The organism is Streptomyces sp. GbtcB6, from assembly GCF_019091475.1.
Taxonomy (GTDB): Bacteria; Actinomycetota; Actinomycetes; order Streptomycetales; family Streptomycetaceae; genus Streptomyces; species Streptomyces hyaluromycini.
Genome location: NZ_JAGXJL010000009.1, coordinates 183,956 through 209,272 on the forward strand (window position 1 = coordinate 183,956; position 25,317 = coordinate 209,272).

A 25,317-nucleotide genomic window follows, 5' to 3' on the forward strand; every position below is an offset into this window, starting at 1 on the left:
GCTGCACCGGTCCCGTGAGGGACCCGCTCAGGTCGCCAACGGGACACACAGCACGGCGGCGGGACCCGGTGTGCTGCCCACCCGGGTGGTGAAGGCGACGCCGGCGAGGTACTCGCCGGCGGCACACTGGCCCTTGTAGGCGCCGTAGGCGAAGTCGTCGCCCGCCCCGTCGGCGGGCCGGTTGTCGGACCGGTCGAACCACACCGTCCGGCCGGCCGTGCCCAGCGCGGTGCGTGCGGGCGCGCACAGCACCGCCGACACCCGCTCCCCGCGACGGCTGTAGCCGATCGCGAACTGGCCCGCCGGGCACTGGTACTTGGTGTACCCGGAGGCCCAGTCGCCGCCCGCCGGGACGTAGCGCTCGTCCGTGACCACCGTCTGGGCGTTGCCCGTGGCGCGCAGGTCGCCGGCGGTCGCGTCGGTGCACAGGCCGCGCCCGCCGGAGTGCGCGAGGCCGATCAGCCGCAGCCCGTCCGGGCAGGCCGCCTTGTAGGCGCCGGAGTCCCAGTCGCCGCCCGCCCGCACGCGCAGGGACTCGACCTGGTCGCCGTGGTCCGTGGACAGCATGCGCCAGGTCGTCCCCGGCTCGACGTACCCGGTGCGGCTGGGGGAGTTCATCAGGTGGTCCCAGGCCGTGACCCGCCAGTCGCCGCCGTCGAGGATGCCGGACCGGTGCCCGGAGGTGTCGTAGCGCAGCAGCGCCCAGTCGTCGTGGCCCTCCCAGCCGACCAGCGGCCAGTAGGCGAAGTCCGTGTCGTGGTCGGCGAAGTAGTCGGTGATGTTGCCGAACCAGGTGCGGGCCGCCGTGCCCGTCTCGTTCGCACCGATGCCGAACTCGCTGACCCACACGGGCGCGGTGTAGTGCTTGCCCTCGGTGGTGACGAAGAAGGCCTCGTCGGCGAGGGCCTGGTACAGCTCGTCGCGGGTCAGGTCCTGGTAGCGGGGGTCGCTGGTCTCGCCGATGCCGGTGGCGCCGCTGTGGTTGGGACCGGTGTAGCCGTAGAAGTGGGCCGAGTAGACCAGCTTGTGGGCGTCGACCAGAGTGTTCGAGAGGGTGCGGACGGGGGTGAGGACCGGGCGGCCGTGGGGGAGCCCGTCGACCGGCAGGCCGGTCCAGTTGATGCCCTCGATGACGATGAGGAGGTTCGGGTTCGCCTCGGTGAGGATGCGGTCGGCGGCGAGCTGGGCCGCCGCGTACCAGTCGTGGTCGTCGCCCAGGGCCCAGTTGGGGTCGTCGAGCACGTTCCGGCGTACCTCGTTGTAGAGATCGGCGCCCACGACACGGGAGTTCCCGGCGTAGCGGCGGGCCATGAAGACCCAGTCGTCGGCCCACTGCTGGGTCGACTGGCCGGTGTTCCAGCGCTCGTTGCCGTCGACGCCGCAGCACCAACGGGAGGTGTTGGTGTGGTTGTTGAGGATGACGGCGAAGCCCGCGCCGGTGAGGGCGGTCACGACGGCGTCGTAGACCTCCAGCGGTGTCCTGCCGCGCAACTGCGGATTGGCGGTGACCGCGGCGTCCGGCACCGGAGTCGTCGTATGGATCATCTCGTTCGAGAACGGCAGCCGGATGCTGTTGATGCCGAGCGCCTGGAAGTCCGAGACGAGCTGGGACAGGGGTGCGCGGTCCAGGCCCAGGGGGATGCCGTAGGAGTCCTGGCCGGCGTGGTGGTTGGCGGGATCGTCGATGCTGCCGCTGCCCGTCCAGGAGCCCTGTGCGCCGTCCCAGTTGGCGGCCTTGAGGCGGAAGCGGTTGCCGGCCGCGTCGACGATGTAACGGCCTCGGGTGGAGAGCGGGGGCTGCCAGGTGCCGCCGGCCGACGCGGCCGGTGCCGGCGTGGCGGACCGCGGCCCGGCGGTGGCCGGGGCCGTACCGAACAGGGTGAGAACCAGGAACATGGATGTCATGTACGTGACAATCCGGAACGATCGTGCGATCGGCATCGGCAGTCCTCTGGGTGGATGTCCCGTGGGGGCGAGGCACCCTACCAGGGCACGGGTCAGCGCAGAAGCGGCTCGTCCGACGCACAGGCCTCGGCCGTCCACCCCTCGAGGTCGCGTTCGGGGCGCAGCAACCGCCTGATGGCGGCGGCGGAGGCGCGGTGCCAGTCGCGGCTGCGGCGGAGCATCGCGTGATCGCCGCCCCTGAGCAGCACCATCCCGGCCTGTGCACCGGCCGTACGGGCCTGTCGTACGTACGCGGCCGAGTCGGCGGGGCCGGTGACCCGGTCACGGTCCCCGTGCAGGACGACGATCCGCGTCCCGGTGAGATCGTCGACCGGGTCGCCGGGCGGGCACCAGGGGGCGAGCGCGAGCACACCGCGCACCGAGGGGTCGGACGCCGCGCGCAGTGCCGCCCGGCCGCCCATCGAATGGCCGACCAGCACCACGGACGCGTCGCCGGCCAGGCCGCGCAGCTCGTCGAGGGCGCGCAGGGTGTCATCGAGCGGGTCGGCGGCGTCGTTCCAGCCCTGGTAGCGGTAGCGCACCTGGCCTATCAGCACGTCGCGGGGTGAGGAGACCGAGGCGGCGGCGCTCAGGAAGGGGCGCATGCGCAGCGCGGCCGGCTGCCAGGGGCGCGCCGGACGGCGTCCGTTCTCCTGGCCGCCGTGCAGGACGAGCACCGCCGCGCGCGTCCGGTCCCGCGGGCTGCGACGCACCACCAGGGCGCTCCCGCCCGCCTCGACGACCCGTTCGTCGGTCACCGCGTCCCCCTGTTTCCTCCGGCTTGAAGCGTGCTCTCGCCATCAAACACTCCCGGAGGAATCCCCTGCCACCGAGAGGCATGTGCGGCGCGTGCCTTCCCCGTGAACATCGGTTAGGCTCCAGCGCGCACAGGGGATGCACAGCGGGGGTGGGGGACATGACCGAGGGTTTCAGCGAGCCCGAAAAGGACGGCAGACCGGGGCTTCAGGCGATCGCGGCGGTGGCCTTGTTCGCGGTCGTCGTGGGCGCCCTGTGGGCGCAGAAGCAGTTCGTCCACCAGAAGAACACGCCCGGTGAACCGGCGACTTGCTCGACCTCGGACGACCACCTGCCGGCCCGATACGTCTCCGGCGCCCGGTTGTGCACGGCGCTCAACCGCCCGGACCTGCCGGCCCTGCTGGGGACCTCGCGCGAGCGGATCGAGACCGCCGACGGCAGCGGGGAGTGGCTCACGCTCGCCGGGGGCACGAAGATCGCCGAACCCGAGGCGACGGTGACCCTGGAGACGTACTCCGTGAAGCTGACGGCGTCGTACGACGACATGACCGTCTCCGAGACGGGCGGCCTGCTGGGCGACGCCCGCAGGACGACCGTCCTCGGCCACCCCGCCCTCCTCTACTCCAGCCCGACCATCTCCATCGGCTTCAACCTCGGCGGCGGCAAAGCGAGCACGGGCCCCGGCGGCACCGCGCGCTGCCTACTGGTCTCCAGGCACGGGAAGGACGACGGCAAGGGCACGTACGAGGTCGCGATCTGGCGGCAGGACGACGTACCGCCGGACGACACGGCCCTGGCGCGGGTCGCGGAGCAGGTGCTGCCGACCGTCCCGGGCTGGAACGGGCACTGACGGCTCCGGGCGGGACCGGGCGTGCCGCCGGACCGCCCGGGTCTTGGGGCGGTCCGGCGGCGGGGGAGCGCGCCGAGGCGGCGCGTCAGTTCCTCATGGGGCGACGGTCGTTGTGGAGGCGAGGCTGACCGGCGAGGGCAGCGTCGGCAGTGGGGGCACGGCGCCGAGGAGACCGGTGACCGTGTCGAGGATCGGGGCGAGCAGCCCGGTGGCGGAGCTCGGCACCCCGCCGAGGTCGAGCGAGGTCAGCGAGCTGAGCAGGCTGTCGACGGCGGACTGGATCGCGCTCAGCAGGTCCGAGACGGGGTCGGCCGCGCGGGGCGCGACCCGGTGCGCGCGGTCGGCGGAGCCGGTGCGCAGATGCCGCAGCCGCTCCTGGAGCGTGCTGCTCCACTCCCGTACCGCCTTGACGTAGGCGGCGGCCCGGGCCGGGTCGATCCGGGTGCCCTGCGCCGTGGTGAGGTCGGGCAGTGCGTGAAGGAGGGGTGTCAGGGCGCGGTCGTAGCGCGTCGTGTCCGCCGCGTCGATCCGGTCGCGGAACGTGGCGAGGTCGGTGCCGGGCCGCGGAACCGTCTGTGCGACACCGGGTCCCGACGCTTCTCGGCCGACGTCGGCGGCGGCAGCGGAGGCGGCCGCCGGGCCGAGGGCCAGGGCGGCACAGACCAGGGGGAGACGAGGAGGCCGCGGGAGACTAGGGCGCGCATGGGTTTCCTTTCGAGAACTGCTGTCTTGCGCCCACCGTGGAAAGCGGGGGAAGGCCCCGCAATCGGTCACCGGCCGTGAACGGCGTCGGCCTTGCCATGACGACGGTCTTGACCAGGTGTCTTGCTCCGTTCCGGGGCTCCGTCCGGGTGTCGGCCGGTTGTTCGCCCGTCAGGGTGCGCCCGTCGGCCGGCATGGACCGCACATGCGAAGAGCCCCGCCCCTGACGGATCAGGGGCGGGGCTCTTCGCATGGAGCGCCGGGCAGGCCTTGCACCTGCATTTCCCCGCAGGAAGCGGAGCGTCTTTCCTTGGACCACCAACGCATCGCGTGTCACCCGGAGTTGGGTGCCTCGCTCAAGATCGATCCTACCCCGACCGGGGGGCCGGCCACAAACCGGATCGGTTGCCCGTCGGTGGCTCTTGCATGTTCTATGGCACACACCATAAGTTACTCCCACGTAAGGACGTGATGTGTCTCCGAGGGAAGGGCGGTGGTCGCATGAGCCCGCGCAGGAGCGACAGCCGGGAACGGATGCTCCGCGGTGCCTCGGAGCTGCTGCGTGAGTACGGCGCCGGCGCCACCAGCATCGACCGGGTCCTCGCCCGCACCGGCGCGCCCCGCGGCTCCGTCTACCACCACTTTCCCGGCGGGCGTGCCCAGCTGGTCGAGGAGGCGGTGACCCGGTCCGGTGACCAGATGCTGAGGCGGATCGACGCCGCCATGGAGGCCGAGGACCCCCTGGAGGCGGTCGACTCCTTCTTCGCGCTGTGGCGGGAGCGGCTGGCGGAGAGCGGCTACCGTGTCGGCTGCCCGATCGTGGCCGTGGCCGCGGAGACCAACGACGAGGCACCCCAGCTCGCCCGCTCCGCCGCTGCCGTCTTCGCCCGCTGGCAGGAGGCGCTGGCCGCGCACTTCCACCGGCACGGCCTTCCACAGCCGCGCAGCACCAGGCTGGCGGTCTTCGTCATCGCCGCCCTCGAAGGCGCCGTGATCATGTGCCGCGCCGAGCAGAGCACCGCACCGCTGGACGCGGCCGCCGCCGAGCTGCGTGAACTGCTCACCCACGCCTTCCACGACCGGTGACGACAACCGCGGCCCGCTGCCCGGACGGCGGCGCGCCCTGCACCACGACCAGCACACCGAGGAGCCACCCGTGTCCACCACCGACCTAGCCGCCCTGTCCGGTCTCGAACTGATGCGCTGGATACAGTCCGCGCGGCCGACCGACACCGTGACGCCTTCGATCGGCCGGCTGCTCGGCATGCGCTTCGACGAGGTGGAGCACGGCCGCATGGTCATCTCGCTCGACACCCGCCCCGACTTCGCCAACCCCCTCGGCATCGTCCACGGCGGCATCGGGGCCACCCTTCTGGACTCCGTGATGGGCTGCGCCGTACACACCACCCTGCCCGCCGGCGTCGGGTACACCACTCTGGAACTCAAGGTCAACTACATCCGTGCCGCCCACACCGGAGGCCAGACCCTCACGGCCGAGGGGAACGTCATCCACGTCGGCCGCTCCACCGCCACGGCCGAGGGCAAGGTGCTGGACGAGCGCGGGAAACTGATCGCCCACGCGACCACCACCTGCCTCATCATGCGGCCGGCCGGCGACTGACGGCGCACCGGACCCACGCGAAGAGCCCCGCCCCTGATCCGTCAGGGGCGGGGCTCTTCGCGGGCGGGCGGCTACTCCGGGACCCGGGCCAGGTCGTGCAGCCAGGCCTTCGCCGAACTGTCCGACGGAGCACGCCAGTCGCCGCGCGGGGAGAGCGAACCACCCGCCGAGACCTTCGGTCCGTTCGGCATCGCCGAGCGCTTGAACTGGGCGAAGGCGAAGAAGCGGCGGCAGAAGTAGTCGAGCCAGTGCCGGATCTCCGCCAGGTCGTACGCCTTGCGGTCGGCCTCCGGGAAGCCGGGCGGCCAGGCGCCCGCGTTCCGGTCGTGCCAGGCGTGCCAGGCCAGGAAGGCGATCTTCGACGGCCGGAACCCGTGCCGCAGCACCTGGTACAGGGTGAAGTCGTGCAGTGCGTACGGGCCGATCTTGGACTCGGTGGACTGCAGCTCCTCGCCCGGCACCAGCTCCGGGCTGATCTCCGTGTCGAGGATCGCGGCCAGGGTCTCGCCGGTCTCCGCGTCGAACTGCTCGCTGCTGATGACCCAGCGGATCAGGTGCTGGATCAGTGTCTTCGGCACCCCGGAGTTGACGTTGTAGTGACTCATCTGGTCGCCGACACCGTACGTCGACCAGCCCAGCGCCAGCTCCGACAGGTCTCCGGTGCCGAGGACGATGCCGCCGCGCTGGTTGGCCAGCCGGAAGAGGTAGTCGGTGCGCAGTCCGGCCTGCACGTTCTCGAAGGTCACGTCGTAGACCGGCTCGCCGGCGGCGAACGGGTGGCCCATCTCCTGCAGCATCAGCCGCGCGGTCGGCGTGATGTCCAGCTCGGCCGCGGTCACGCCGAGCGAGTTCATCAGGCGGTGGGCGTTGCCCTTGGTGTGCTCGCCGGTCGCGAAGCCCGGCAGGGTGAAGGCCAGGATGTCGCTGCGCGGGCGGCCCGCGCGGTCCATGGCACGGGCGGCGACGATGAGCGCGTGCGTGGAGTCGAGGCCGCCGGACACCCCGATGACCACCTTCGGGCCGCCGATCGCGGCCAGCCGCTGCTGGAGCGCGGTGACCTGGATGTTGTACGCCTCGTAGCAGTCCTGGGCGAGCCGCTGCGGGTCGGCCGGGACGAAGGGGAAGCGTTCGACGCGGCGGCGCAGCCCGAGGTCGGCCGTCGGCGGGTCAAGGCGGAAGGGGACAGTACGGAAGTCACCGGTGCGGGCCGCGTGGGTACGGCGGTTGTCGTCGAACGAACCCATCCGGGCCCGCTCCTGCCGCAGCAGGTCCAGGTCCACGTCGGCCACCGCGTACTGGTCGCCCAGCGGGAACCGGTCCGTCTCGGCCAGCAGTGCGCCGTTCTCGTAGATCATGGTCTGGCCGTCCCAGGACAGGTCCGTCGACGACTCGCCGAGCCCGGCCGCCGCGTAGACGTACGCGGCGAGGCAGCGCTGCGACGCGGAGCGGCACAGCAGCTTGCGGTCCTCCGCCCGGCCGACCGTGATCGGGCTGCCCGAGAGGTTGACCAGCACGGTCGCCCCGGCCAGCGCCGCCTCCGCGCTGGGCGGCACCGGCACCCACATGTCCTCGCAGATCTCGGCGTGCAGCACGAGACCGGGGACGTCCTCCGCCTCGAACAGCAGGTCCACCCCGAACGGCACGCTCTCGCCGCCGATCCGGATGGTGCCGCCCCGCTCGTCGTCGCCCGCGGCGATCTGGCGCCGCTCGTAGAACTCCCGGTAGTTCGGCGGGTACGACTTGGGCGCGACCCCGAGGATCCGGCCGCGGTGCACGAACACCGCGCAGTTGTAGACGCGGTTGCGGTGGCGCAGCGGGGCGCCGACGACGAGGACCGGCAGCAGGCCGGCCGAACCGGCCGCCACCGTCGCGACGGCCTCCTCGACCTGGTCGAGCACCGCGTCCTGGAGCAGCAGGTCCTCGATCGAGTAACCGGTCAGGCCGAGCTCCGGGAAGACCGCCACCGCGACGCCCTCCTCGGCGCAGCGGCGGGCCTGCCGCAGGACCGCCTCGGCGTTGGCGCGCGGGTCGGCGATGACGGTGTGGCCCGTGCACGAGGCGACGCGCGCGAAGCCATGCTCATAGATCGACCAGAAGTTCAACGGGGCTTCCTCGGGAGAGACGGACACGGTGCGGATGCCGGACAGAGAGCGTCGCCGTACACGGGCACCCTCTCCGTCGACGGTCTGGCGAATTTCCTGCCCCAAGCAGCATAGATCGCCCGATGATCCGGGCTGACCAGGCATTCTGCGCAGGTCGCGCGGCGATCGACCCGCAGGGCGGTCGACCGTGCGCGGCGGCTCACAGGGGCGTGGTCTCCAGCAGCGCCGCGGCCATCCGGCGGGCCGGGGCCTCGGTCTCGGCCGCGACGCGGTGGAACGTCGTCTCCGCGTCGTGGGCCGGCCAGTCGGCGGGCAGGTGCCGCACGGGCAGCCGCGGATCGGTGCGGATGATGCCCAGCCACTCGCTGACCAGCCGCAGCCGGGTGACGACGGCGTCGTCGTCGGGGCCGGCCCGCCACGCCTCCCAGCGGGCGCGGAAGTCCTCGTACCGGGCCGCGATCGACCCCAGGTCCCAGGTGTCGCGGATCATGAGGTCGATGTCCGTCGCCTCGTCGGCCAGCGCGTGGAAGATCTTCACGTGGGCGGAGAGTCCGAGTTCGGCGACCACCGCGGAGACGTCCACCCGGCCGGGCGCGATCCACAGCCCGCTGTAGAGCGGCCCGAAGCCGGACCAGCCGAGCTGGGAGCGCAGATCGTGCCGCTGGCGCTGCCAGGACTCCGGCAGCGAGAAGCCGAGCAGGGTCCAGGAGCCGTCCCAGTCGTCGTTGACGGCGCCCGTGTCCCAGACCCGGCGCCGGCCGTCGTACAGGATCTGGGTGGCGAGGGGCGTCAGGCCGAAGTACATCCGGCGGCCCTGCCGTTGCCGTTGTAGCAGGTTCCGGTTGACCATGCGGGTGAGCGTGGAGCGTACGGCCTGCTCGCCGACGCCCGCCCGGCCGAGGACCGTGATGATGCTGCCCGAATAGACGGCCAGCGGCCCCTGCTCCAGCACGTGGTTGCCGAAGAAGGCGAGCAGGAGCGACTGCGGTCGGGGCTGCTGGGCGTCCAGGGGTTCCGGGACCGTCTCGGCGTTCACGTGCGCAAGATTACGGCCACGTGGCGGACGCACGCGGCGCGGGTGGCACGCCGGGCGGCGCGCCCTGCCGACGGGTGACGGGGCGGGGGCAACACCCGCCCCGGCCGGGCCGAAGCGCGGCCGGGGCGGGCCCGCGAACCCGGAACTACGCGGCGGTGCCGCCCGAGTAGTCGCTGTTGAACGTGGTCTCGACGGTCGTGGCCACCGACTGCGCCACCCCGGTGCCCGTGAGGATGATGCCCAGCTCACGGTTGTTGGAGAGGGAGTTGCTGCTGATGTTCATGGAGCCGGCCTCCACCTCCTGGGTGGACAGGCCGTAGTCGGCGACCATGGCCTTGGCGTGGATGTAGAAGCCGTTGGGGTCGGAGTAGCCGACGACCGTGCCGCCGGCGGCCTTGACCGCGGAGACCTCGCTGGAGTAGTCGCCGGGCGTCTCCAGGACGACCCGCACCTTCACGCCCGCCTTGGCTCTGGCGACGATGGCGTTGACCACCGTGCTGTCGCTGAACTCCAGCTCCTCGACGTCGAGCGTCTTGGTGGCGGCGTTGATCACGGTCAGCAGGCGGCTGCGCGAGTCGGTGGGGGACCAGAGCAGGTGGTCGCCGTCGGTGGGGGTGATGGAGGTGCCGGCGTAGTCGGCGTTGAAGACCTTCTCGATCGCCGCGACGTCACGGGTGTCGTCGGTGAAGACGCCGTAGTCCCGGCCGGTCGAGTAGTACTGGGAGGTCAGGTTGCCCGTCAGGACCAGCGACTTGGTGCCGTCGACCGTGATGGTCTTCTGGTGCGTGTAGACGAAGCTGGTCGACGACCACGCCACGCCCACACCCGCGTTCGTGAGGGAGGTGTAGGCGGAGTTGTTGGCGCTCTTGTGCGCCTGGTCCAGGACGACCCGCACGGTGACGCCCTTGTTCTTGAGGGCGATGAGGTCGTTGACGGCCGTGGTGTCCTCCAGCTCGTACATCGTCATGTCGAGCGAGCTGGTGGCCGAGTTGATGAAGTCGTAGATCGTCGGCTCGCTGCTGCTGAGCGAGAAGGCGAACGCGGTGTAGCTCGCGGCGTTCGCGGGGACCGCGGTGGCGACCACGGCCGCGCTGGCCGCCAGGGCGACCCCCGCGCGAACGAGAAGCTTCGACAGCATGTGCGTGACTCCTAGTCGGATAGACGCTCACGTGGGGGGTGGGTGAGCGTGGGCATGACACCACGCGCGTAGACTGCCGAGGAAGAGAAGCCGGGTGAACTCACCGTTACCTGTGGGGCGTACGGGCGGACATAGCGGACTCGGTGCAGGTGGGGGCCGGTTCATGGGCACACCGCGAGAACGCAAAATCTTCGTAGCCGAGCGCCGCCGAGCACCTGGGGGACCGTACGTGACCGTGCGGGCGGCAGGGTCGGTCAGGAATGGAGAAGCGTTACTGTTCCTCCCCGGCTAGCGTGGCGGCCGTCGACCGAGACCCCGCGCAGCAGACGGAGACGGGTTTGAGCATGGCCAGAGAGACCGGAACGACCACGTCCGCGCCGCATGTGGCCGACAGCCACGGGCTGATTCGCGTGCTCGGCGCGCGGGAGAACAACCTCAAGGACGTCAGCATCGAGATCCCGAAGCGCCGGCTGACGGTCTTCACCGGCGTCTCCGGCTCGGGCAAGAGCTCGCTGGTGTTCGACACCATCGCCGCCGAGTCGCAGCGTCTGATCAACGAGACCTATCCCGCCTTCGTCCAGGGCTTCATGCCCAACCTGGCCCGCCCCGAGGTCGACGTCCTCGAAGGACTGACCACCGCGATCATCGTCGACCAGCAGCGGATGGGCGGCGACCCCCGCTCCACCGTCGGCACCGCCACCGACGCCAACGCCCTGCTGCGCATCCTCTTCAGCCGCTTGGGCAAGCCGCACATCGGCTCGCCCAAGGCGTTCTCCTTCAACATCGCCTCGATCAGCGGGGCCGGCGCCGTCACCGTCGAACGCGCCGGGCAGAAGGTGAAGGAGCGGCGCAGCTTCAGCATCACCGGCGGCATGTGCCCGCGCTGCGAGGGCCGGGGCGCCGTCACCGACCTCGACCTGGCCCAGCTCTACGACGAGACCCTGTCCCTCGCCGAGGGCGCGATCACCGTCCCCGGCTACAAGGGCGGCGGCTGGAACTCCCGCCTCTACATCGAGTCGGGCTTCTTCGACCCGGACAAGCCGGTCAGCAAGTTCACCAAGAGGGAGCTGCAGGACTTCCTGTACCGGGAGCCGACCCGGATGAAGATCGCGGGCATCAACATGACCTACGAGGGTCTGGTCCCGCGCATCCAGAAGTCGATGCTCTCCAAGGACAAGGAGTCGATGCAGCCGCATATCCGCGAGTTCGTGGAGCGGGCGGTCACCTTCGCCACCTGCCCCGACTGCGACGGCACCCGGCTGAGCGAGGGCGCCCGCTCCTCGAAGATCGACGGGATCAGCATCGCCGACGCCTGCGCGATGCAGATCAGCGACCTGGCCGCATGGGTCAGGGGTGTCGACGAGCCTTCGGTCGCCCCCCTCCTCGATACGCTCCGGCACACGCTGGAGTCGTTCGTGGAGATCGGCCTCGGCTATCTCTCGCTCGACCGGCCGGCCGGCACCCTCTCCGGCGGCGAGGCGCAGCGCACCAAGATGATCCGCCACCTCGGCTCCTCGCTCACCGACGTCACCTACGTCTTCGACGAGCCCACCACCGGCCTGCACCCGCACGACATCCAGCGGATGAACGGCCTGCTGCTGCGGCTGCGCGACAAGGGCAACACGGTGCTCGTCGTGGAGCACAAGCCGGAGGTCATCGCGATCGCCGACCACGTGGTCGACCTCGGCCCCGGCGCCGGGGCGGGCGGCGGCACGGTCTGCTTCCAGGGCACCGTCGAGGCCCTGCGGACCGGCGGCACCATCACCGGCCGTCACTTCGACGACCGGGCCGCCCTCAAGGACACGGTCCGCAAGCCCACCGGCGCACTGGAGATCCGCGGCGCGTCCACCCACAACCTGCAGGGCGTCGACGTCGACATCCCGCTCGGCGTCCTGGCCGTCGTGACCGGTGTCGCGGGCTCCGGCAAGAGCTCCCTGGTGCACGGCTCGATCCCGGCCGGCGCCGGGGTGGTCTCCGTCGACCAGGGCGCCATCCGCGGCTCCCGGCGCAGCAACCCGGCGACGTACACCGGACTGCTCGACCCGATTCGCAAGGCCTTCGCCAAGCAGAACGGCGTCAAGCCCACCCTGTTCAGCTCCAACTCCGAGGGTGCCTGCCCCACCTGCAACGGCGCCGGCGTGATCTACACCGACCTGGCGATGATGGCGGGCGTCGCCACCACCTGCGAGGAGTGCGACGGGAAGCGGTTCGAGGCGTCGGTCCTCGACTACCACCTCGGCGGCCGTGACATCAGCGAGGTGCTGGCCATGCCGGTGACCGAGGCCGAGGAGTTCTTCGCCGCGGGCGAGGCGCACACCCCGGCCGCCCACCGCATCCTCCAGCGGCTCAAGGACGTCGGCCTCGGCTACCTCACCATCGGCCAGCCGCTCACCACCCTGTCCGGCGGCGAGCGCCAGCGCCTCAAACTGGCTACGCACATGGCCGACAAGGGCGGCGTCTACGTCCTCGACGAGCCGACCGCGGGCCTGCACCTCGCCGACGTCGAGCAGCTCCTCGGCCTGCTGGACCGGCTGGTCGACTCCGGCAAGTCGGTCATCGTCGTGGAGCACCACCAGGCGGTCATGGCCCACGCCGACTGGATCGTCGACCTCGGCCCCGGCGCCGGCCACGACGGCGGCCGGATCGTCTTCGAGGGGACCCCGGCCGACCTGGTGGCCGCCCGCTCGACCCTCACCGCCGAACACCTCGCGCAGTACATCGGCGGCTGAGCCGGGCCGGCCTGAGGGGCGGGGATCCGGTCCCCGCCCCGCAGGCACGTCGCCCACCGAGGTTTGAATATTCAAACATGTATCGTTAGGCTGCGCTCATGACCACCACGCCACGCTGGCTGAACTCCGAGGAACGACGGGCGTGGCTCGCCTACGTCCAGTTCTCCACCCACCTGTCCGACCACCTGAACCGCCAGCTGCGGCGCGACGTGGGGATGACCCACGCCGACTACACCCTGCTCGCCAACCTCTCCTCGGTCAAGGATCACAGTCTGACCATGTCCGAGCTGGCCGAACGGCTGAAGATCACCCGAAGCCGCCTCACCCATGCGGTGACCCGGCTCCAGGAGGCCGGCTACGTCGACCGCCGCGAGGACCCCGTCAACCGCCGCAACCAGCACGCCGTCCTCACCCAGGCCGGCATGAGCCTCCTGGAGCGCGCGGCCCCCGGACATGTCGAGGCGGTCCGCCGGGCCGTCTTCGACGCCCTCACCCCCGAGCAGGTGACCCAGCTCGCCGCGATCGGCGAGGCCGTCAACACCGCCCTGCACCGCATGGACGCCGACAGCGACGAGCCGGAGGCGCTGCCCTGGCGGCGCCGCTAGCGCAGCGCCCGCCGCAGCGCCACGGACCGAAAGCCCCGGGGCCCGCCGCGGACGACGAATCCGCAGCGGGCCCCGGGGCGCCGGCCGGTGTGGGCCGGTGAACGGTCAGTCCTCGTCCTGGCCCTCCGGAGCCAGCAGGATCGCCGTGTTGGTGTGGTGCGCCACGGCGTCGCTGACCCGCGGGTCGAACAGCGCCTCGACGGAGCTGCGGTGGTGGGGGCTCAGGACGATGAGATCGGCCGCGAACTCCTGGGCGGTCTCCGCGATGGCGGTCGCGACCTGCGTGGTGAGCCCCCTCACGAGGGTCCCTTCGGCCTTGACGCCCTGGTCGCGCAGCGCCGTCAGCGCCTCGTCGAGGACGGCCTGGGCCTCGGAGTCCTCCTCCAGGGGCACGACCGCGGCGACGGAGGCGGCGGAGGCGATGACGTGTATGACGCGGACCTCGGCGTTCGTCAGCTGCGCCAGCTCGCCGGCCAGCCGCACGGCGGAGCGGCGGGCGGGGCTGGGATCGACGGCGACCAGGATGCGCTGGAACACGGACACGGTGTTTCCCCTTCCGGGGGCCTGGAAGGTCTACTCGGTGGTCAGGGACGCCGGATCACGGCGTGGCGGGTCGGCGCGTCCGGCGCCGAACGAGTTCTTCCAGCCCCACCCTGTGATCATCTCACCGGCCTCCGGCGCGACGGACGGCGGCCCGTGTAACAGCCACTGAACTGCCGCGAGCCGAACGGTGTCGGCACCGCGGCCCTTTCAGCGCATGACGTCGACGAGGTGCGGGACCACCCGGGTCAGCCGGGTCACGCCCCACAGGATCAGACCGGCACCGATCACCTCGGGCAGCAGCCACCACCCGGTGCGGACCGACTCGTCGAACAGGGCGACGCCCAGCAGCAGACTCACCGCCGCGTCGCCGATCGTCAGCGCGGGCTGGGAGGCGACGAGCGGACCGGCCTGCAGCGCGTTCTCCAGGAGGATCAGCGCCGCGATCCCGGTGAGGGCGAAGCCGTAGGTCTGCCAGGTGGTGAGGAACGCGGTCAGGCCCCCGTCGGCGAGGCGGCCGGTGGCCGACTTCATGAGGGCGGCGGTCAGCGCGTTGCCGATCGCGGCTCCCGAGGCCAGGGCCGCCGCGCGGAACAGCGGTGACGAGGACGACCGTACGAGCAGCACCGCGACGGCGATGGCGCCCAGGGTGAGGGCGAGAACCGGGATCCAGCGCTGCATGGACGCCTGCTGGCGGCCGCCGGACGGGGCCGCCGCGGCGAGCAGCAGGGCCAGGCCTGCCACCACCACCGCGATGGTCCGCCATCCCTCCGGGCTGGGCCGGCGATGCATCAGCGGTACGGCGATCAGCAGCGCGAACGGCAGTTCCAGCATGAACAGGGGCTGGACGAGCGCCATCGGTCCGTTGACCAGGGCGAGCGCCTGGAAGACCGCGGCCCCCGTCACTCCGGCGATGCCGATGGCCCAGGCGGGCCGCCGTACCAGAGTCAGCAGCAGGCGCAGCCCACTGCGGCCGGGCACGGTGGACGCGGCCTTGCGCTGGAAGGCCGTGCCCACCGCATTGCTGACGGCACCCAGGACGGCGAAGAGCACGGCGAGCACCATGGTTCCAGCATGCCTGCTGCGCCCTGCCCGCTCAGCCCAGGAGCGCCCCGGCCGGTGGCCCGGAGCGGGGCTACGGCCGGAGCACGATCTTGCCGTGGGCGTGCCCCTGCTCCAGCTCGCGGAACGCGTCCTGTACCTGTGCCAGCGGGTAGACGCGGGCGATCGGGACGTCCAGCCCGCCCCGTGCGGCGAGCCGCGCGAGTTCACCGACCACGACCGCGCTCGCGGCCGAGCCCTCCCCGTAGGTCCGTGCGCCGACTCTGGCCGCGGCCTGCCAGTCGCGGATCGTGTTGATCCGTTCGGGGCGTACGCCCAGGTCCACGGCCAGGTCCACGTAGCCGTCGCCGAAGGTGTCGATGAACGCGTCGACGCCCTTGCCGCCTGCGGCCTTCCGGATCCGTTCGGCCACGCCCTCCCCGTAGGCGACCGGGACGATGCCGTGGTCCGCCAGCCAGGCGTGGTTCGGCTCGCTCGCCAGCCCGATGACGGTGGCACCGCGCCGCCGCGCGAGCTGTACGGCGAGCGACCCCACGCCGCCGGCCGCGCCGGACACCACGACGGTCTCGTCCTGCTGGGGGTCCACCGCGAACACCGTCGCGTACGCGGTGGTGCCGGCCACGTACAGCGAACCGGCCACCTCCCAGGGCAGTTCCTTCGGGCGGGACACCAGGTTCACGTCGTCGGCCACGACGTACTCCGCGTGGCTCGCTCTGCCGTGGGTGAAGCCGACGACCTCGTCGCCCACCGCGAAGCCGCGCACCTCGGGGCCGGCTGCCACCACGACGCCCGCCAGATCGCTGCCCTGCCCGGAGGGAAACGTCGCGGGCCAGCGTCCGTGCCGGGCACCCTCGCGGATCATCGCCTCACCGGGCTGGATCCCGGCCGCGCGGACCTCGACCAGCACCTGGCCGGGCCCGGGCACCGGCCGCTCGACCTCCTCCACCCGCAGCACATCGATCCCGCCGTACGCGTGGAACCGCACCGCCTGCATCGCGTGATCACCGCTCTTCCTCGCTGGGACAAGCCTTCGCCGACGAGCCGTCGGCCGGTGACACACCGACCGCGGCTTGGCGTTCAACGACCCGGCGGCGACGCTCTCTTCCCGGTTTCGTGACCGGCGGTCGTCTTTCGTGACCGGCGGTCGTCGAGGCCCGCGAGTACGTCAGGCGAGCCGCTCGGCGAGGGGGTCGCCGGCCAGGAACGCGGCCAGTTCCGTCCGGCCGGGCGCGGTGGCCGGGCCGCGCCGGGTCACCGCACAGGCCGCCGCCGCGTTGGCGCCGCGCGCGGCCGTCAACGGATCGAGCCCCTCGCCCAGCAGGGCGAGGAACGCACCGACATGCGCGTCGCCCGCGCCGTTGCTGTCCACGGCGGTGACCGGGAAACCCGGTACGTGCACGGGCGGTTGACCGGGGGCGGCCAGCCAGCAGCCGTCCTTGTCGGCCCGTACGAGCACCCCGGCCCCGGGGGCCAGTCGCTGCCCGAGCGCCGCCGCCGCGGTACCGGGATCCTCGTGCCCGGTCATGAGGCGGGCCTCGCGGGCGTTGGTGCTGAGCCAGTCGGTGCGGGCCAGGACGGGCGCGAGGACGCTCTCGGGGATGTCGGCGACCAGAGGCCCCGGATCGAGACAGAGCGTGTTCCCGGCGGGCAGTGCGGCGGCGAGGCCGGACAGCAGCGGGCCGTTGCCCGGCAGGGCCAGCCCGTAACCGGAGAGCTGGACGAGGTCACCGGGACGCAGGCGCGCCGCGACGGCGGCCACATCGGCCGGGGCCAGCGTGGCTTCCGCCCCGAAGCTGGTCACGAAGGTGCGTTCGCCGCCGGAGTCGACCAGCGCCACCGTGAAGCCGGTGTCCCGGTCCGTGCGGGCGGGGAGCAGCGTTCCGATGTCCTCGGCGGCCAGCGCCGCGCGGACCAGATCGCCGTGCGGTCCGGTGCCGTGCAGACCGGCGTAGACGGCCTCGGTGCCCAGGCGGCGGGCCGCCACCAGCATGTTGAAACCGCCGCCTGCGGTTGTCTCGGTCCGCGTGCCGACGACGTCACCGCCGCGTTCGGGCAGTGCGGGGACCTCGATCACCAGATCGGCGATCACGTTCCCGGCGAGGACCACCCGGCCGGTCATCGGTCGGCTCCCTGGAGGCGAGCGGAGGAGGAGGTTTCGACGCCGCTTTCACCCGCGGCGGGGCCGGAACGCCGGCCGAACAGCGCGTACACCCCGGCGGCGACGGCCATCGAGACGGCCCAGCCGAGACCGTTGACGCCGAACCAGGTGTCCGAGAGCGGGCCCGCGAACCAGACGTCGTCCGCGCTGGTCGACGCCTTGGTGAAGAGCAGGCCGGCGACGATGGCGAGCGCCCAGCCGAGGACCGCGGGCAGCCGGAAGCCGCCCGAGTACCAGTAGGCGCTGGAACGGGTGGTGTCCATCAGGGCCCGCGGGTCGTAGTCGCGGCCGCGCAGCGAGTCCACCGCGATCACCCCGATCCAGGCCGAGATGGGTACGGCCAGCAGCGTCAGGAAGGTCGAGAACGGCCCGTAGAAGTCGTCGGCGACCAGCATGAAGTAGATGCCGCCCGCGAACATCAGTATGACGTCGAGAGCGACGGCGTACGCGCGTGGGACCCGGAGCCCGAGGGTGATCATCGTGAGCCCCGCGGAGTACGTGGAGAGGTGGTTCGACATCAGCAGTCCGCCGAAGGCCGCGACGAGGTAGGGGACCGCCATCCACGAGGGCAGCATCGCGTTGACCGCCGCGACCGGGTCGGAGGCGGTGGCCAGCGTCCGGTCGCCCGCGGAGAGCAGGGAGCCGAGCGAGATCAGCAGCACCAGCGGGATGCCCGCGCCGAACGCCGAGGCCACCACGAGCCGGCGGCCCGGGATCGCGCGCGGCAGGTAACGGGCGTAGTCCGCACCGGCGTTGGCCCATCCGATGCCCGTGCCGGAGGCGATGAAGCCCACCCCGGCGACCACCGCGCTGACCGGACCCGCCGGGGCGTCGAGGACCTTGGTCCAGTCGACGGTCGAGATCAGGAAGCCCATGACGACGAGATTCAGGAGGCCGAAGACGACCGTGGCCCACTTGTTGATCCACATGATGGTGGCGTGGCCGAGGCCGCTGATGAGCAGCGTGCAGGCGATGAAGACCAGCAGGCAGACCAGGGTGAGCACGGTGTTCTTCCGGACACCGAACGCCGTGTCGAGCAGCGCCAGCAGCGCATAGGCCGCGGTGGTCGTGGAGATGGTCTCCCAGCCGACCCGGCTCAGCCAGGTGATCAGGGTCGGCCCCGCGTTGCCCCGCTGCCCGAAGACCGCACGGGAGAGCGTGAGGGCCGGGGCGCCGCCCTTCTTGCCGGCCAGACTCAGGGCACCGACGAGGGCGAAGGATCCGAAGGATCCGAGGACGGCCACGAGGACCGCCTGCCAGATGTCGAGGCCGCGGAACGCCACCAGGGTGGCACCGAGCGGCAGCCCGAGGATGCTGATGTTGGCGGCGAACCAGGTCCAGAACATCTGGCCGGCATGGCCGCGCCGTTCACTGTCGGGGACCGGTTCGATCCCCCGGGTCTCGACGGTACCGACGCGATCGTTCGTCTTCGAAACGGCCATGACGGAACCTCCTTGCAGGGTGCGGAAGGGCGGGTGGCGGGGCGGAGTGGAGCGTCGGTCGGCCGACGGGGGTGACGGGGTGGTTCAGCGGTAGGCGAGCAGGCGGGCCGTCAAGGGCTCCAGCTCGAGGGAGTTGACGGTGCGCAGCGTGCGGACGGCCTCGGCGGGCAGCGCGGAGAGCCCGGCGACCGAGCCGGCGACGGCGCCGGCGATCGCCCCGATGGTGTCGCTGTCCCCGCCGAGGTTGGCGGCGAGCAGCGCGGTCCGCCACGGGTCGCCGTCGGCCAGGGCGAGCACCGCGAAGGCGGCGGGCACCGACTCCTGGCTCGCCACGCTGGTGCCGACGAGCGCCACGACCCGGTCCAGGGCCTCGGCCTCGGTACGGCCCCGCACCAGCTCCCGGGCCCACTCGATCCGGGCGGCGATGTCCGCCCCGGCGATCCAGTGCCCGCGCCGCGCACCGGCACGGGCGGCGGACACGGCGGCGCTGACGGCCTCGTCGAGTGAGCCGCCGTCAACTCCGGTGCTGACGGCCGCGGCCACGGCGGCCGCACCGGCGATGCCGATGGTCGTGTCGTGGGTGACCTGGCACGACTCCACGACACGGTCGACGAACGCGTCGAGCGGGTCGGCGGCGAAGGCGATCCCCACCGGGGTGACGCGCATCGCGGCGCCGTTCGTCGTACCGTTGCGGCCCGCCTCGCGCGGGGGGACACCACGGGCCACCGCGTCCAGCGCGGCCTTGGTGGACGGGCCGAGGAGATCGAAGGACCCCTTGGCCTTCATCTCCTTCTCCCAGTCGAGCAGTTCGTGGGCCAGCCGCAGCGGATCGATCCGGCCGTGCCCCTCCACGAGGAGCCGGCCGACGATGACGGCCTGGTCGGTGTCGTCGGTTACCGAGCCGGCGGGCATGCCCGCGCTGACCGGGTTGTCGGGACGGGCGGCCTCGAAGCCGGTGACGGTGCCGTACACCCGTACGACGTCCTGCCTGGACATCACCTGCGTGGGCATCCCGAGGGCGTCACCGAGGGCGAGTCCGTAGAAGGCGCCCAGGGCGCGGTCGAGTCGGTCGGTCACGAGCGGCCTCCGTTGCCCGAGCGGACGTGCAGTTCGAAGCGGGCGGGATCGAGCAGACTGCCGACCTGTTCGACCACCGAGCCGTCGGCGGCCCGGTACACCTGGTCGAGCCGGAGGAAGGACTCGCCGGGGGAGCGGTGCAGTACGGCGGCCTCGGCCTCCGCCAGCCCGCGTACAGAGACGACACCCTCACCGGAGTCGGTGACCCGGCCCGCCGCGATCAGCGCCCGGCTCAGCGAACCCCCGTCGAGTCCGCGCTCCGGCAGCCCGGCCAGATTCCCGGTGACCGGCACCCTGCTGCGCTCCAGCGACACGCCCCGCCCGTCGGGCAGCCGCCGGACCCGGTCCAGGGCGATGAACGCGTCGGACGCGAGCGCGAGTCGGGCGGCCAGCTCCGGATCGGCGACCTCCTCGAAGCGGAGGATCTCCGTCGTCAGCTCGGAGCCCTGCGCGGCCAGCGCCCGGGTCCAGCCCAGGCGGTTGTCGAGCGGTGTCCCGTCGAAGGTGACGAACGAGCCGATGCCCGCGTGGGTGGCGATGAGGCCCTCCTCGCCGAGAACCTGAAGGGCCTGCCGAAGGGTGGTGCGGCTGACGCCGAACCGCTCTCTGAGCGCGTGCTCCCCAGGGAGCCGGCTGCCGTCGGCATGGACCCCGGCGCGGATCTCGTCGGCGAGTACACGGGCGATGCGATGGTGCTTGTGAACCTGTCCAGGCATGTCTAGACAGTAAGTGAACAAGTGCCGTTGGTCCAGAGGTTCCGACCCGCTCGCTAAACTTGACTCTGTCAAAACTAGGGGGTTATGTTCGATGCGTGCCGAGGTGGCGAGACCCCGTCGGCGCACGGCCATCACGCACCCCACCGCACAGGCGAGTGGGCCGTCTCATCGGGAAGCGACATGCACTGTTACGACTGCGCCCAGGCGGGGCGTCACGACACCAACGGGATCGGCGCCTGCACCCGCTGCGGCCTCTTCACCTGCGCCGATCACTCACGGGTCATGCAGACCACCGTCCAGCGTCCCATCGGGGTGATCCCCATGACGAGCGTCCTTCCGTCCCGGCGCCTGGTCTGCGGCACGTGCCGTACGGCGGAGGCTTCCTAGAACTGACCGAGTCAACTCTGGTTGTATCGTGCACTCAAAGGGCGGAACGGTTGGGATGCCGTAGGAGAGCGAAATGACCATGGAGCAGACCGCGGGCGACCTGCTCAAGCGCAAGGGACTGCGCAGCACGGCCCAACGCAGGGCCGTGCTGACCGCGCTGCAAGGCCATCCGCACTCCACGGCGGCCGATCTCGAAACACGTATCGGCACGGACCGGGCCGAGACCGGCGGACTCTCCCGGCAGGGCCTCTACAACGTGCTGGAAGACCTGACGAAGGCCCACCTCGTCCGCTGTATCGAGCCCGCCGGTTCGCCCGCCCGCTACGAGCTGCGGGTCGGCGACAACCACCATCACCTCGTCTGCCGCCGGTGCGGTCTGATCGAGGACGTCGACTGCAGCGTCGGCGCGGCACCGTGCCTCACCCCCGACGAGGACAAGGGCTTCGCCGTCGACGAGGCCGAGATCACCTGGTGGGGACTGTGCGCGCAGTGCCGTCAGGCCGCCGCACAGCAATAGCTTCTGCCGACGTGACCCCCGAGTGACGCACCTCACCCCGCTGCGTGAGCCGATCCAGGAATGCGCGCTCGCCGCATCCCGCTGCAACGTTCTCGGGGTGGACTGGGCAAGGGTGCTCGGTGCGGCCGGCCATCGGGGGTGGAGACACCTTTCGGGTCCGACCCGCTTTCCTCTCCCCGAACCCGCCGTCCCCGAAAGGTTCCCCCGCTCACCATGCCTTTGGCTCTGCTGGCCCTTGCCGTCGTCACGTTCGGCATCGGCACCACCGAGTTCGCCACCATGGGCCTGCTGCCCCAGATCGCCGACGGCGTCGGGGTGTCGGTGCCGCATGCCGGCAACCTCGTCTCGGCCTACGCCCTCGGCGTCGTCGTCGGCGCCCCCGTGCTGACCGGCATCGGCGCGCGTGTACCCCACAAGCGGCTGCTGCTTCTGCTGACCGGGCTGTTCGTCGTGGGCAACACGGCGTCCGCGCTCGCCCCGAACTTCGGCCTGCTGTTCGCCGCCCGCTTCCTGGCCGGACTCCCGCACGGCGCCCTGTTCGGCGTGGGCGCCGTCGTCGCCTCCCGGCTGGTGCCCGCCGACCGCGCGGCCCGCGCCGTCTCCCGGATCTTCCTCGGCCTCACCATCGCGAACATCGTCGGCGTCCCCGCCGGCACCGCCCTAGGCCAGCATCTCGGCTGGCGGTACGCCTACTGCGCGGTCGCCGTCATCGGCCTCGTCGCGCTCCTCGCGCTCGCCCTCCTCGTGCCCCACCAGCCGCGCGGCCCGCAGGCGGGCATCCGGCAGGAACTGCGGGCGATGGGCAACCGGCAGGTCTTCATCGGCCTGGCCACCGCCGTCGTCGGGTTCGGCGGCTTCTTCGCCGTCTACAGCTATCTCGTCCCCATGCTCACGCACCTGACGGGCATCTCCGACGCCTCGACCACCTGGGTCCTCGCCCTCTACGGCGTCGGCATGACCCTCGGCACCCTGCTCGCCGGCCCCCTCACCGACCGCGCCCTGCGCCCGACGATGTACGCCGGGATCATCCTGCTGGGCGCCGCACTGGTGACGTTCTACTTCACCGTCCACAGCACGGTCCCGGCCCTGGTGACGGTCACCTTCATCGGCGCGATGGGCGCGCTCATCACCACGCCCGTCCAGATGCTGCTGATGATCAACGCGAAGGACGCCCCGACGATGGCGGCGGCCTCCAACCACTCCGCCTTCAACATGGCCAACGCGGCCGGGGCCTGGCTCGGCGGCCTGGTCATCTCGGCGGGCTGGGGCTGGGCCGCGCCCAACCTGGTCGGCGCGGTCCTCGCGGCGGCCGGCCTGGGACTGGCCGTCACCGGCGGCCTCCTGGACCGCGGCAACCGCCCCTCGAAGGTGGTCACCGGCAAGGTCACCGCGGAGCCGGCGCAGACCGCCGCACCCGCACCCGCACCGGACCTGACCGAACCGAACCGGGGCTGAGCCGCCGGCCCACCCGCCCGACACGGCGGCATCCCGGTCCCCGACCCGTTGTCCGTCCCGCGGGCCAGGCCGCTCAGCGGCCGCCGGGCACGCCCGCCGCGTCCGGCTCACCTGCCCCGTCCGGCTCGCCCGTCGTGTTCGGCTCGCCCGGCTCGTGCAGGTGCCTGACAGCGGCCCGCTCGACACCGGCTTCGGGACCGGGCGTGGCCCCGCTCGGTCTGCCGACTCCCGCACCGGATTCCGTCGGCGAACCGGTTCCGTACCCCGCGCCGCCCGGGGCGGCGGCCTGCCCGCCGCCCCGGCCGGCCGCCGCTCACTGGCCCGGCGTGAGGATGTACGTGTTGAGGGTGCCCACCGTGGTCAGCGGAGTGGGCGACCCGGTGTCATAGCGGTCCACGGCCACGTAGTTGGGCTTCTTCCGGGCGGCAGGAGTGCAGAAGTTCTGCGCCCGGTTGAGGATCTTGCCGTTGTCGGTGGCGGCGGTGCCGGCGATGGGATAGTCCCGGAAGTGGTTCATCACGAACAGCGGGTGGAAGGCGGACGAGTCCGTGGTGAGCGGTCTGTCGGTGCCCCAGCGGCTGTAGCAGGACCAGTCGGAGCCACCGAGCCCGCCGCCCATGGACCAGTAGTTCTCCACGGTCCACTCGCGCTGGTACATCACCCCGAACGTGTCCCGGGTGGTCCAGCCGTTGGCGTTGTCGCTCGCCCGGGTCCGGTCGCTGAAGATCAGCAACTGCTTGCCGCGGGCCGCGAGATCGGCCATGGTGGGCCAGCCCTTGGCGGCCACGCCCTCCTGGTCGGGCCGGTACAGCACGTCGGACAGGCCGTTGACGGTGGCGAGGGACGACTTCAGCACGTCGGAGGAGGCGTAGTCCTCCAGGAAGACGGTGGCGAACTGGCCGGGGTTGGCCTTGAGGAAGTCGACGATGCGCTGGAGGTCGGCGGCGAGCGGGACCGGGCTGCTGACGCCGTCGCAGCTGTTGTGGCACAGCACGGCCTGGCCGGAGACCGTGTAGTCGTCGAGCATGAAGCCGCGCACCCCGTCGGACAGCTGTCGGCTGATGCCGTAGTTCTGGTTGGGGAACAGGCTGACCGGGAAGGACGCGAAGTTGCCGTCGGAGCTGTTGGCGAAGGCGTTGTGGGCGGTGAGGAAGGTGACCTGGTCGAGGGTGCGGGTGTCGGCGGAGGGCATCGCCGTGGTCGCGTAGGAGACCGGGGTGAGGTACCAGCGGGCGAGGTCGCCGGAGGAGCCGACCTGTACGGCGGCTGAGTCGGAGGACGAGCCGGTGAGGTACTGGGAGGTGCCGGGGACGCTGACGGAGTAGGTGCTGTCGGCGCCCGCGGTGATCGTCCAGGTGGTGCCGTCCGCCCCGCAGCCGGCGGTGACCACGGCGGTGCCGCTGCGCCCCAGGCAGGTGCCGGACTCGTCGGCGTTCTGGAGCTGGTAGCCGCCGCTGACCGCGACGGCGGTCCACTGCTGGTGGTCCTCGTTGCCCTTGGGGTTGTGCGCGGCCACGGTGCCGCCGCTGTCGGCGGCGTTGAGGCCGGTGACGTAGTTCTGGAGGTAGACCGAGGCCGTCGGGACCGCGGCCGATGCGGTGCCCGGGAGGAACACGGGCGCCGACAGGGCGAGGACGGCGGAACAGCACAGGACGCGCAAGGAGCGCAGACGCACGGGATATCCCTTCGCTGTGGCAGGAGTTGCCGATGGTGACAGAGCCATGACTTACCCGCCGGAACGCGTCCCGCGCCAGTCGTCCCACTTGAATTCCACATCACACAAAGGAATTTGATGCTCCGTCACCAGGCCGCGGGCGCCGGCCCGCCGAACCGGTCCCGGACATCCGCGACGGTCACGGCCTGCGAGAAGCGCACCGGGCATGGCCCGCGGCGACCGCTCTCCCGGCCTGCCGGGACCTGCCGGGCCAGGGCTTCGGGCGCCTGACCGCCACCGGGGTTCGGTCGCCCGGCCGATGCGGTTGGGGGCCGGGTGAGAGAAGGTGGGAAGGTGGTGGGACGGGGGCGGGCGCGGAGGTACCGGCGAACGCCCCGTCATAACCGTGATCCACTCCGTCGTCCGGAATGAGGTAGTCATGACAGGACCAGAGGCCGAGGCCGAGAAGCAGATCCTCGGCCGCATCGCGGAAATGATCAGCCAGGAGAAGGACCTGCGTGATCGCCTGGCGCAGCAGGAGATCGACGGGACGACCGAGCACGCCCGCCTGGCCCGCCTGGAGACGGAACTCGACCAGTGCTGGGACCTGCTCCGCCAGCGCCGCGCCAGGGTCGCGGCGGGCCAGGACCCCGGTGAGGCGAACGTCCGCCCGGCGTCGCAGGTGGAGCGCTACCTGTCCTGAGACCGCACCGGCCCGACGACGTGCCAGGAGGGCGGCCCCCGCACCGGGGTGCCGCCCTCCTCGCCTCCGCGCGGCCGTGCCCGCCGCCCGGCGGTACGACGCGTCCCCGCACCGCCGGCCGAC

The 25,317-nt window shown here is 71.9% G+C and carries 23 protein-coding genes; 9 read left to right on the top strand and 14 right to left on the bottom strand.

Annotated features, from left to right (window positions below; translation table 11 throughout):
* Positions 1-27: 27 nt before the first annotated feature.
* Both KVT45_RS17740 and KVT45_RS17745 read right to left on the bottom strand, forming a co-directional pair.
* Entirely contained in the window at positions 28-1,896 is a 1,869-nt protein-coding gene (locus KVT45_RS17740) for a glycoside hydrolase family 5 protein (protein WP_217548702.1), read from the bottom strand.
* 101 nt (positions 1,897-1,997) lie between these two features.
* Positions 1,998-2,702, bottom strand: a complete 705-nt coding sequence (locus KVT45_RS17745; RefSeq protein ID WP_308310767.1) for an alpha/beta fold hydrolase — start codon at positions 2,700-2,702, stop codon at positions 1,998-2,000.
* Positions 2,703-2,860: 158 nt separating this feature from the next.
* On the opposite strand from KVT45_RS17745, the gene KVT45_RS17750 reads away from it, so the two are divergent.
* Positions 2,861-3,550 (top strand): DUF6215 domain-containing protein, encoded by a 690-nt coding sequence (locus KVT45_RS17750; RefSeq protein ID WP_217548533.1) that lies wholly within the window; start codon positions 2,861-2,863, stop codon positions 3,548-3,550.
* 93 nt (positions 3,551-3,643) lie between these two features.
* On the opposite strand, the gene KVT45_RS17755 is transcribed toward KVT45_RS17750, so the two are convergent.
* Positions 3,644-4,324, bottom strand: coding sequence for a hypothetical protein (locus KVT45_RS17755; protein WP_308310769.1), 681 nt, complete (start codon positions 4,322-4,324; stop codon positions 3,644-3,646).
* A 429-nt stretch (positions 4,325-4,753) separates the two neighbouring features.
* Between KVT45_RS17755 and KVT45_RS17760 the strand changes: the two genes are divergently transcribed.
* Positions 4,754-5,338, top strand: coding sequence for a TetR/AcrR family transcriptional regulator (locus tag KVT45_RS17760; protein WP_254646930.1), 585 nt, complete (start codon positions 4,754-4,756; stop codon positions 5,336-5,338).
* Between the two features lie 70 nt (positions 5,339-5,408).
* A complete protein-coding gene (locus tag KVT45_RS17765; protein ID WP_217548535.1) occupies positions 5,409-5,873 on the top strand; it encodes a PaaI family thioesterase in 465 nt (154 codons plus the stop codon).
* Positions 5,874-5,944: 71 nt separating this feature from the next.
* On the opposite strand, the gene KVT45_RS17770 is transcribed toward KVT45_RS17765, so the two are convergent.
* From KVT45_RS17770 to KVT45_RS17780, 3 genes are all read right to left on the bottom strand, one after another.
* The gene (locus KVT45_RS17770; RefSeq protein WP_217548710.1) at positions 5,945-7,975 is read right to left on the bottom strand and encodes an NAD(+) synthase; all 2,031 of its coding nucleotides are present in this window, start codon (positions 7,973-7,975) and stop codon (positions 5,945-5,947) included.
* A 199-nt stretch (positions 7,976-8,174) separates the two neighbouring features.
* Positions 8,175-9,011, bottom strand: coding sequence for a PaaX family transcriptional regulator C-terminal domain-containing protein (locus KVT45_RS17775; protein WP_217548537.1), 837 nt, complete (start codon positions 9,009-9,011; stop codon positions 8,175-8,177).
* A gap of 145 nt (positions 9,012-9,156) precedes the next feature.
* Positions 9,157-10,149 carry a phospholipase D-like domain-containing protein gene (locus KVT45_RS17780; RefSeq protein WP_217548539.1) on the bottom strand — a complete coding sequence of 331 codons (993 nt, stop codon included), beginning with the start codon at positions 10,147-10,149 and terminating at the stop codon, positions 9,157-9,159.
* Positions 10,150-10,493: 344 nt separating this feature from the next.
* On the opposite strand from KVT45_RS17780, the gene KVT45_RS17785 reads away from it, so the two are divergent.
* On the top strand, positions 10,494-12,878 hold the full coding sequence (locus KVT45_RS17785) for an excinuclease ABC subunit UvrA (RefSeq protein ID WP_217548712.1): 2,385 nt from the start codon (positions 10,494-10,496) through the stop codon (positions 12,876-12,878).
* 98 nt (positions 12,879-12,976) lie between these two features.
* A complete protein-coding gene (locus KVT45_RS17790) occupies positions 12,977-13,483 on the top strand; it encodes a MarR family winged helix-turn-helix transcriptional regulator (RefSeq protein WP_217548541.1) in 507 nt (168 codons plus the stop codon).
* Positions 13,484-13,588: 105 nt separating this feature from the next.
* Here KVT45_RS17790 and KVT45_RS17795 read toward each other — a convergent pair whose 3' ends face one another.
* The 7 genes from KVT45_RS17795 to KVT45_RS17825 form a co-directional block, all read right to left on the bottom strand.
* Entirely contained in the window at positions 13,589-14,026 is a 438-nt protein-coding gene (locus KVT45_RS17795; protein WP_308310771.1) for a universal stress protein, read from the bottom strand.
* A gap of 207 nt (positions 14,027-14,233) precedes the next feature.
* Positions 14,234-15,088: a DMT family transporter gene (locus KVT45_RS17800; RefSeq protein ID WP_217548543.1), complete on the bottom strand. Its 855-nt coding sequence runs from the start codon at positions 15,086-15,088 to the stop codon at positions 14,234-14,236.
* Between the two features lie 70 nt (positions 15,089-15,158).
* Complete coding sequence (locus tag KVT45_RS17805; RefSeq protein WP_217548545.1) at positions 15,159-16,079, bottom strand: NADP-dependent oxidoreductase; 921 nt, start codon at positions 16,077-16,079, stop codon at positions 15,159-15,161.
* 171 nt (positions 16,080-16,250) lie between these two features.
* Positions 16,251-17,204 carry a PfkB family carbohydrate kinase gene (locus KVT45_RS17810; RefSeq protein WP_217548547.1) on the bottom strand — a complete coding sequence of 318 codons (954 nt, stop codon included), beginning with the start codon at positions 17,202-17,204 and terminating at the stop codon, positions 16,251-16,253.
* Positions 17,201-18,685 (bottom strand): cytosine permease, encoded by a 1,485-nt coding sequence (locus tag KVT45_RS17815; RefSeq protein ID WP_254646931.1) that lies wholly within the window; start codon positions 18,683-18,685, stop codon positions 17,201-17,203. Before KVT45_RS17815 ends, KVT45_RS17810 begins: the two co-directional genes overlap by 4 nt.
* An 84-nt stretch (positions 18,686-18,769) precedes the next feature.
* Complete coding sequence (locus tag KVT45_RS17820; protein ID WP_217548548.1) at positions 18,770-19,762, bottom strand: ADP-ribosylglycohydrolase family protein; 993 nt, start codon at positions 19,760-19,762, stop codon at positions 18,770-18,772.
* The gene (locus KVT45_RS17825; protein WP_217548550.1) at positions 19,759-20,478 is read right to left on the bottom strand and encodes a GntR family transcriptional regulator; all 720 of its coding nucleotides are present in this window, start codon (positions 20,476-20,478) and stop codon (positions 19,759-19,761) included. Before KVT45_RS17825 ends, KVT45_RS17820 begins: the two co-directional genes overlap by 4 nt.
* 180 nt (positions 20,479-20,658) lie before the next feature.
* Between KVT45_RS17825 and KVT45_RS17830 the strand changes: the two genes are divergently transcribed.
* From KVT45_RS17830 to KVT45_RS17840, 3 genes are all read left to right on the top strand, one after another.
* The gene (locus tag KVT45_RS17830; RefSeq protein ID WP_217548552.1) at positions 20,659-20,865 is read left to right on the top strand and encodes a DUF2180 family protein; all 207 of its coding nucleotides are present in this window, start codon (positions 20,659-20,661) and stop codon (positions 20,863-20,865) included.
* Positions 20,866-20,944: 79 nt separating this feature from the next.
* Positions 20,945-21,382 (top strand): Fur family transcriptional regulator, encoded by a 438-nt coding sequence (locus tag KVT45_RS17835; protein ID WP_217548716.1) that lies wholly within the window; start codon positions 20,945-20,947, stop codon positions 21,380-21,382.
* Between the two features lie 213 nt (positions 21,383-21,595).
* A complete protein-coding gene (locus KVT45_RS17840; protein ID WP_217548554.1) occupies positions 21,596-22,837 on the top strand; it encodes an MFS transporter in 1,242 nt (413 codons plus the stop codon).
* A gap of 313 nt (positions 22,838-23,150) precedes the next feature.
* Here KVT45_RS17840 and KVT45_RS17845 read toward each other — a convergent pair whose 3' ends face one another.
* Complete coding sequence (locus KVT45_RS17845) at positions 23,151-24,506, bottom strand: RICIN domain-containing protein (RefSeq protein WP_254646975.1); 1,356 nt, start codon at positions 24,504-24,506, stop codon at positions 23,151-23,153.
* A gap of 424 nt (positions 24,507-24,930) precedes the next feature.
* Between KVT45_RS17845 and KVT45_RS17850 the strand changes: the two genes are divergently transcribed.
* The gene (locus tag KVT45_RS17850; protein WP_217548557.1) at positions 24,931-25,194 is read left to right on the top strand and encodes a DUF2630 family protein; all 264 of its coding nucleotides are present in this window, start codon (positions 24,931-24,933) and stop codon (positions 25,192-25,194) included.
* The last annotated feature ends 123 nt before the right edge of the window (positions 25,195-25,317 follow it).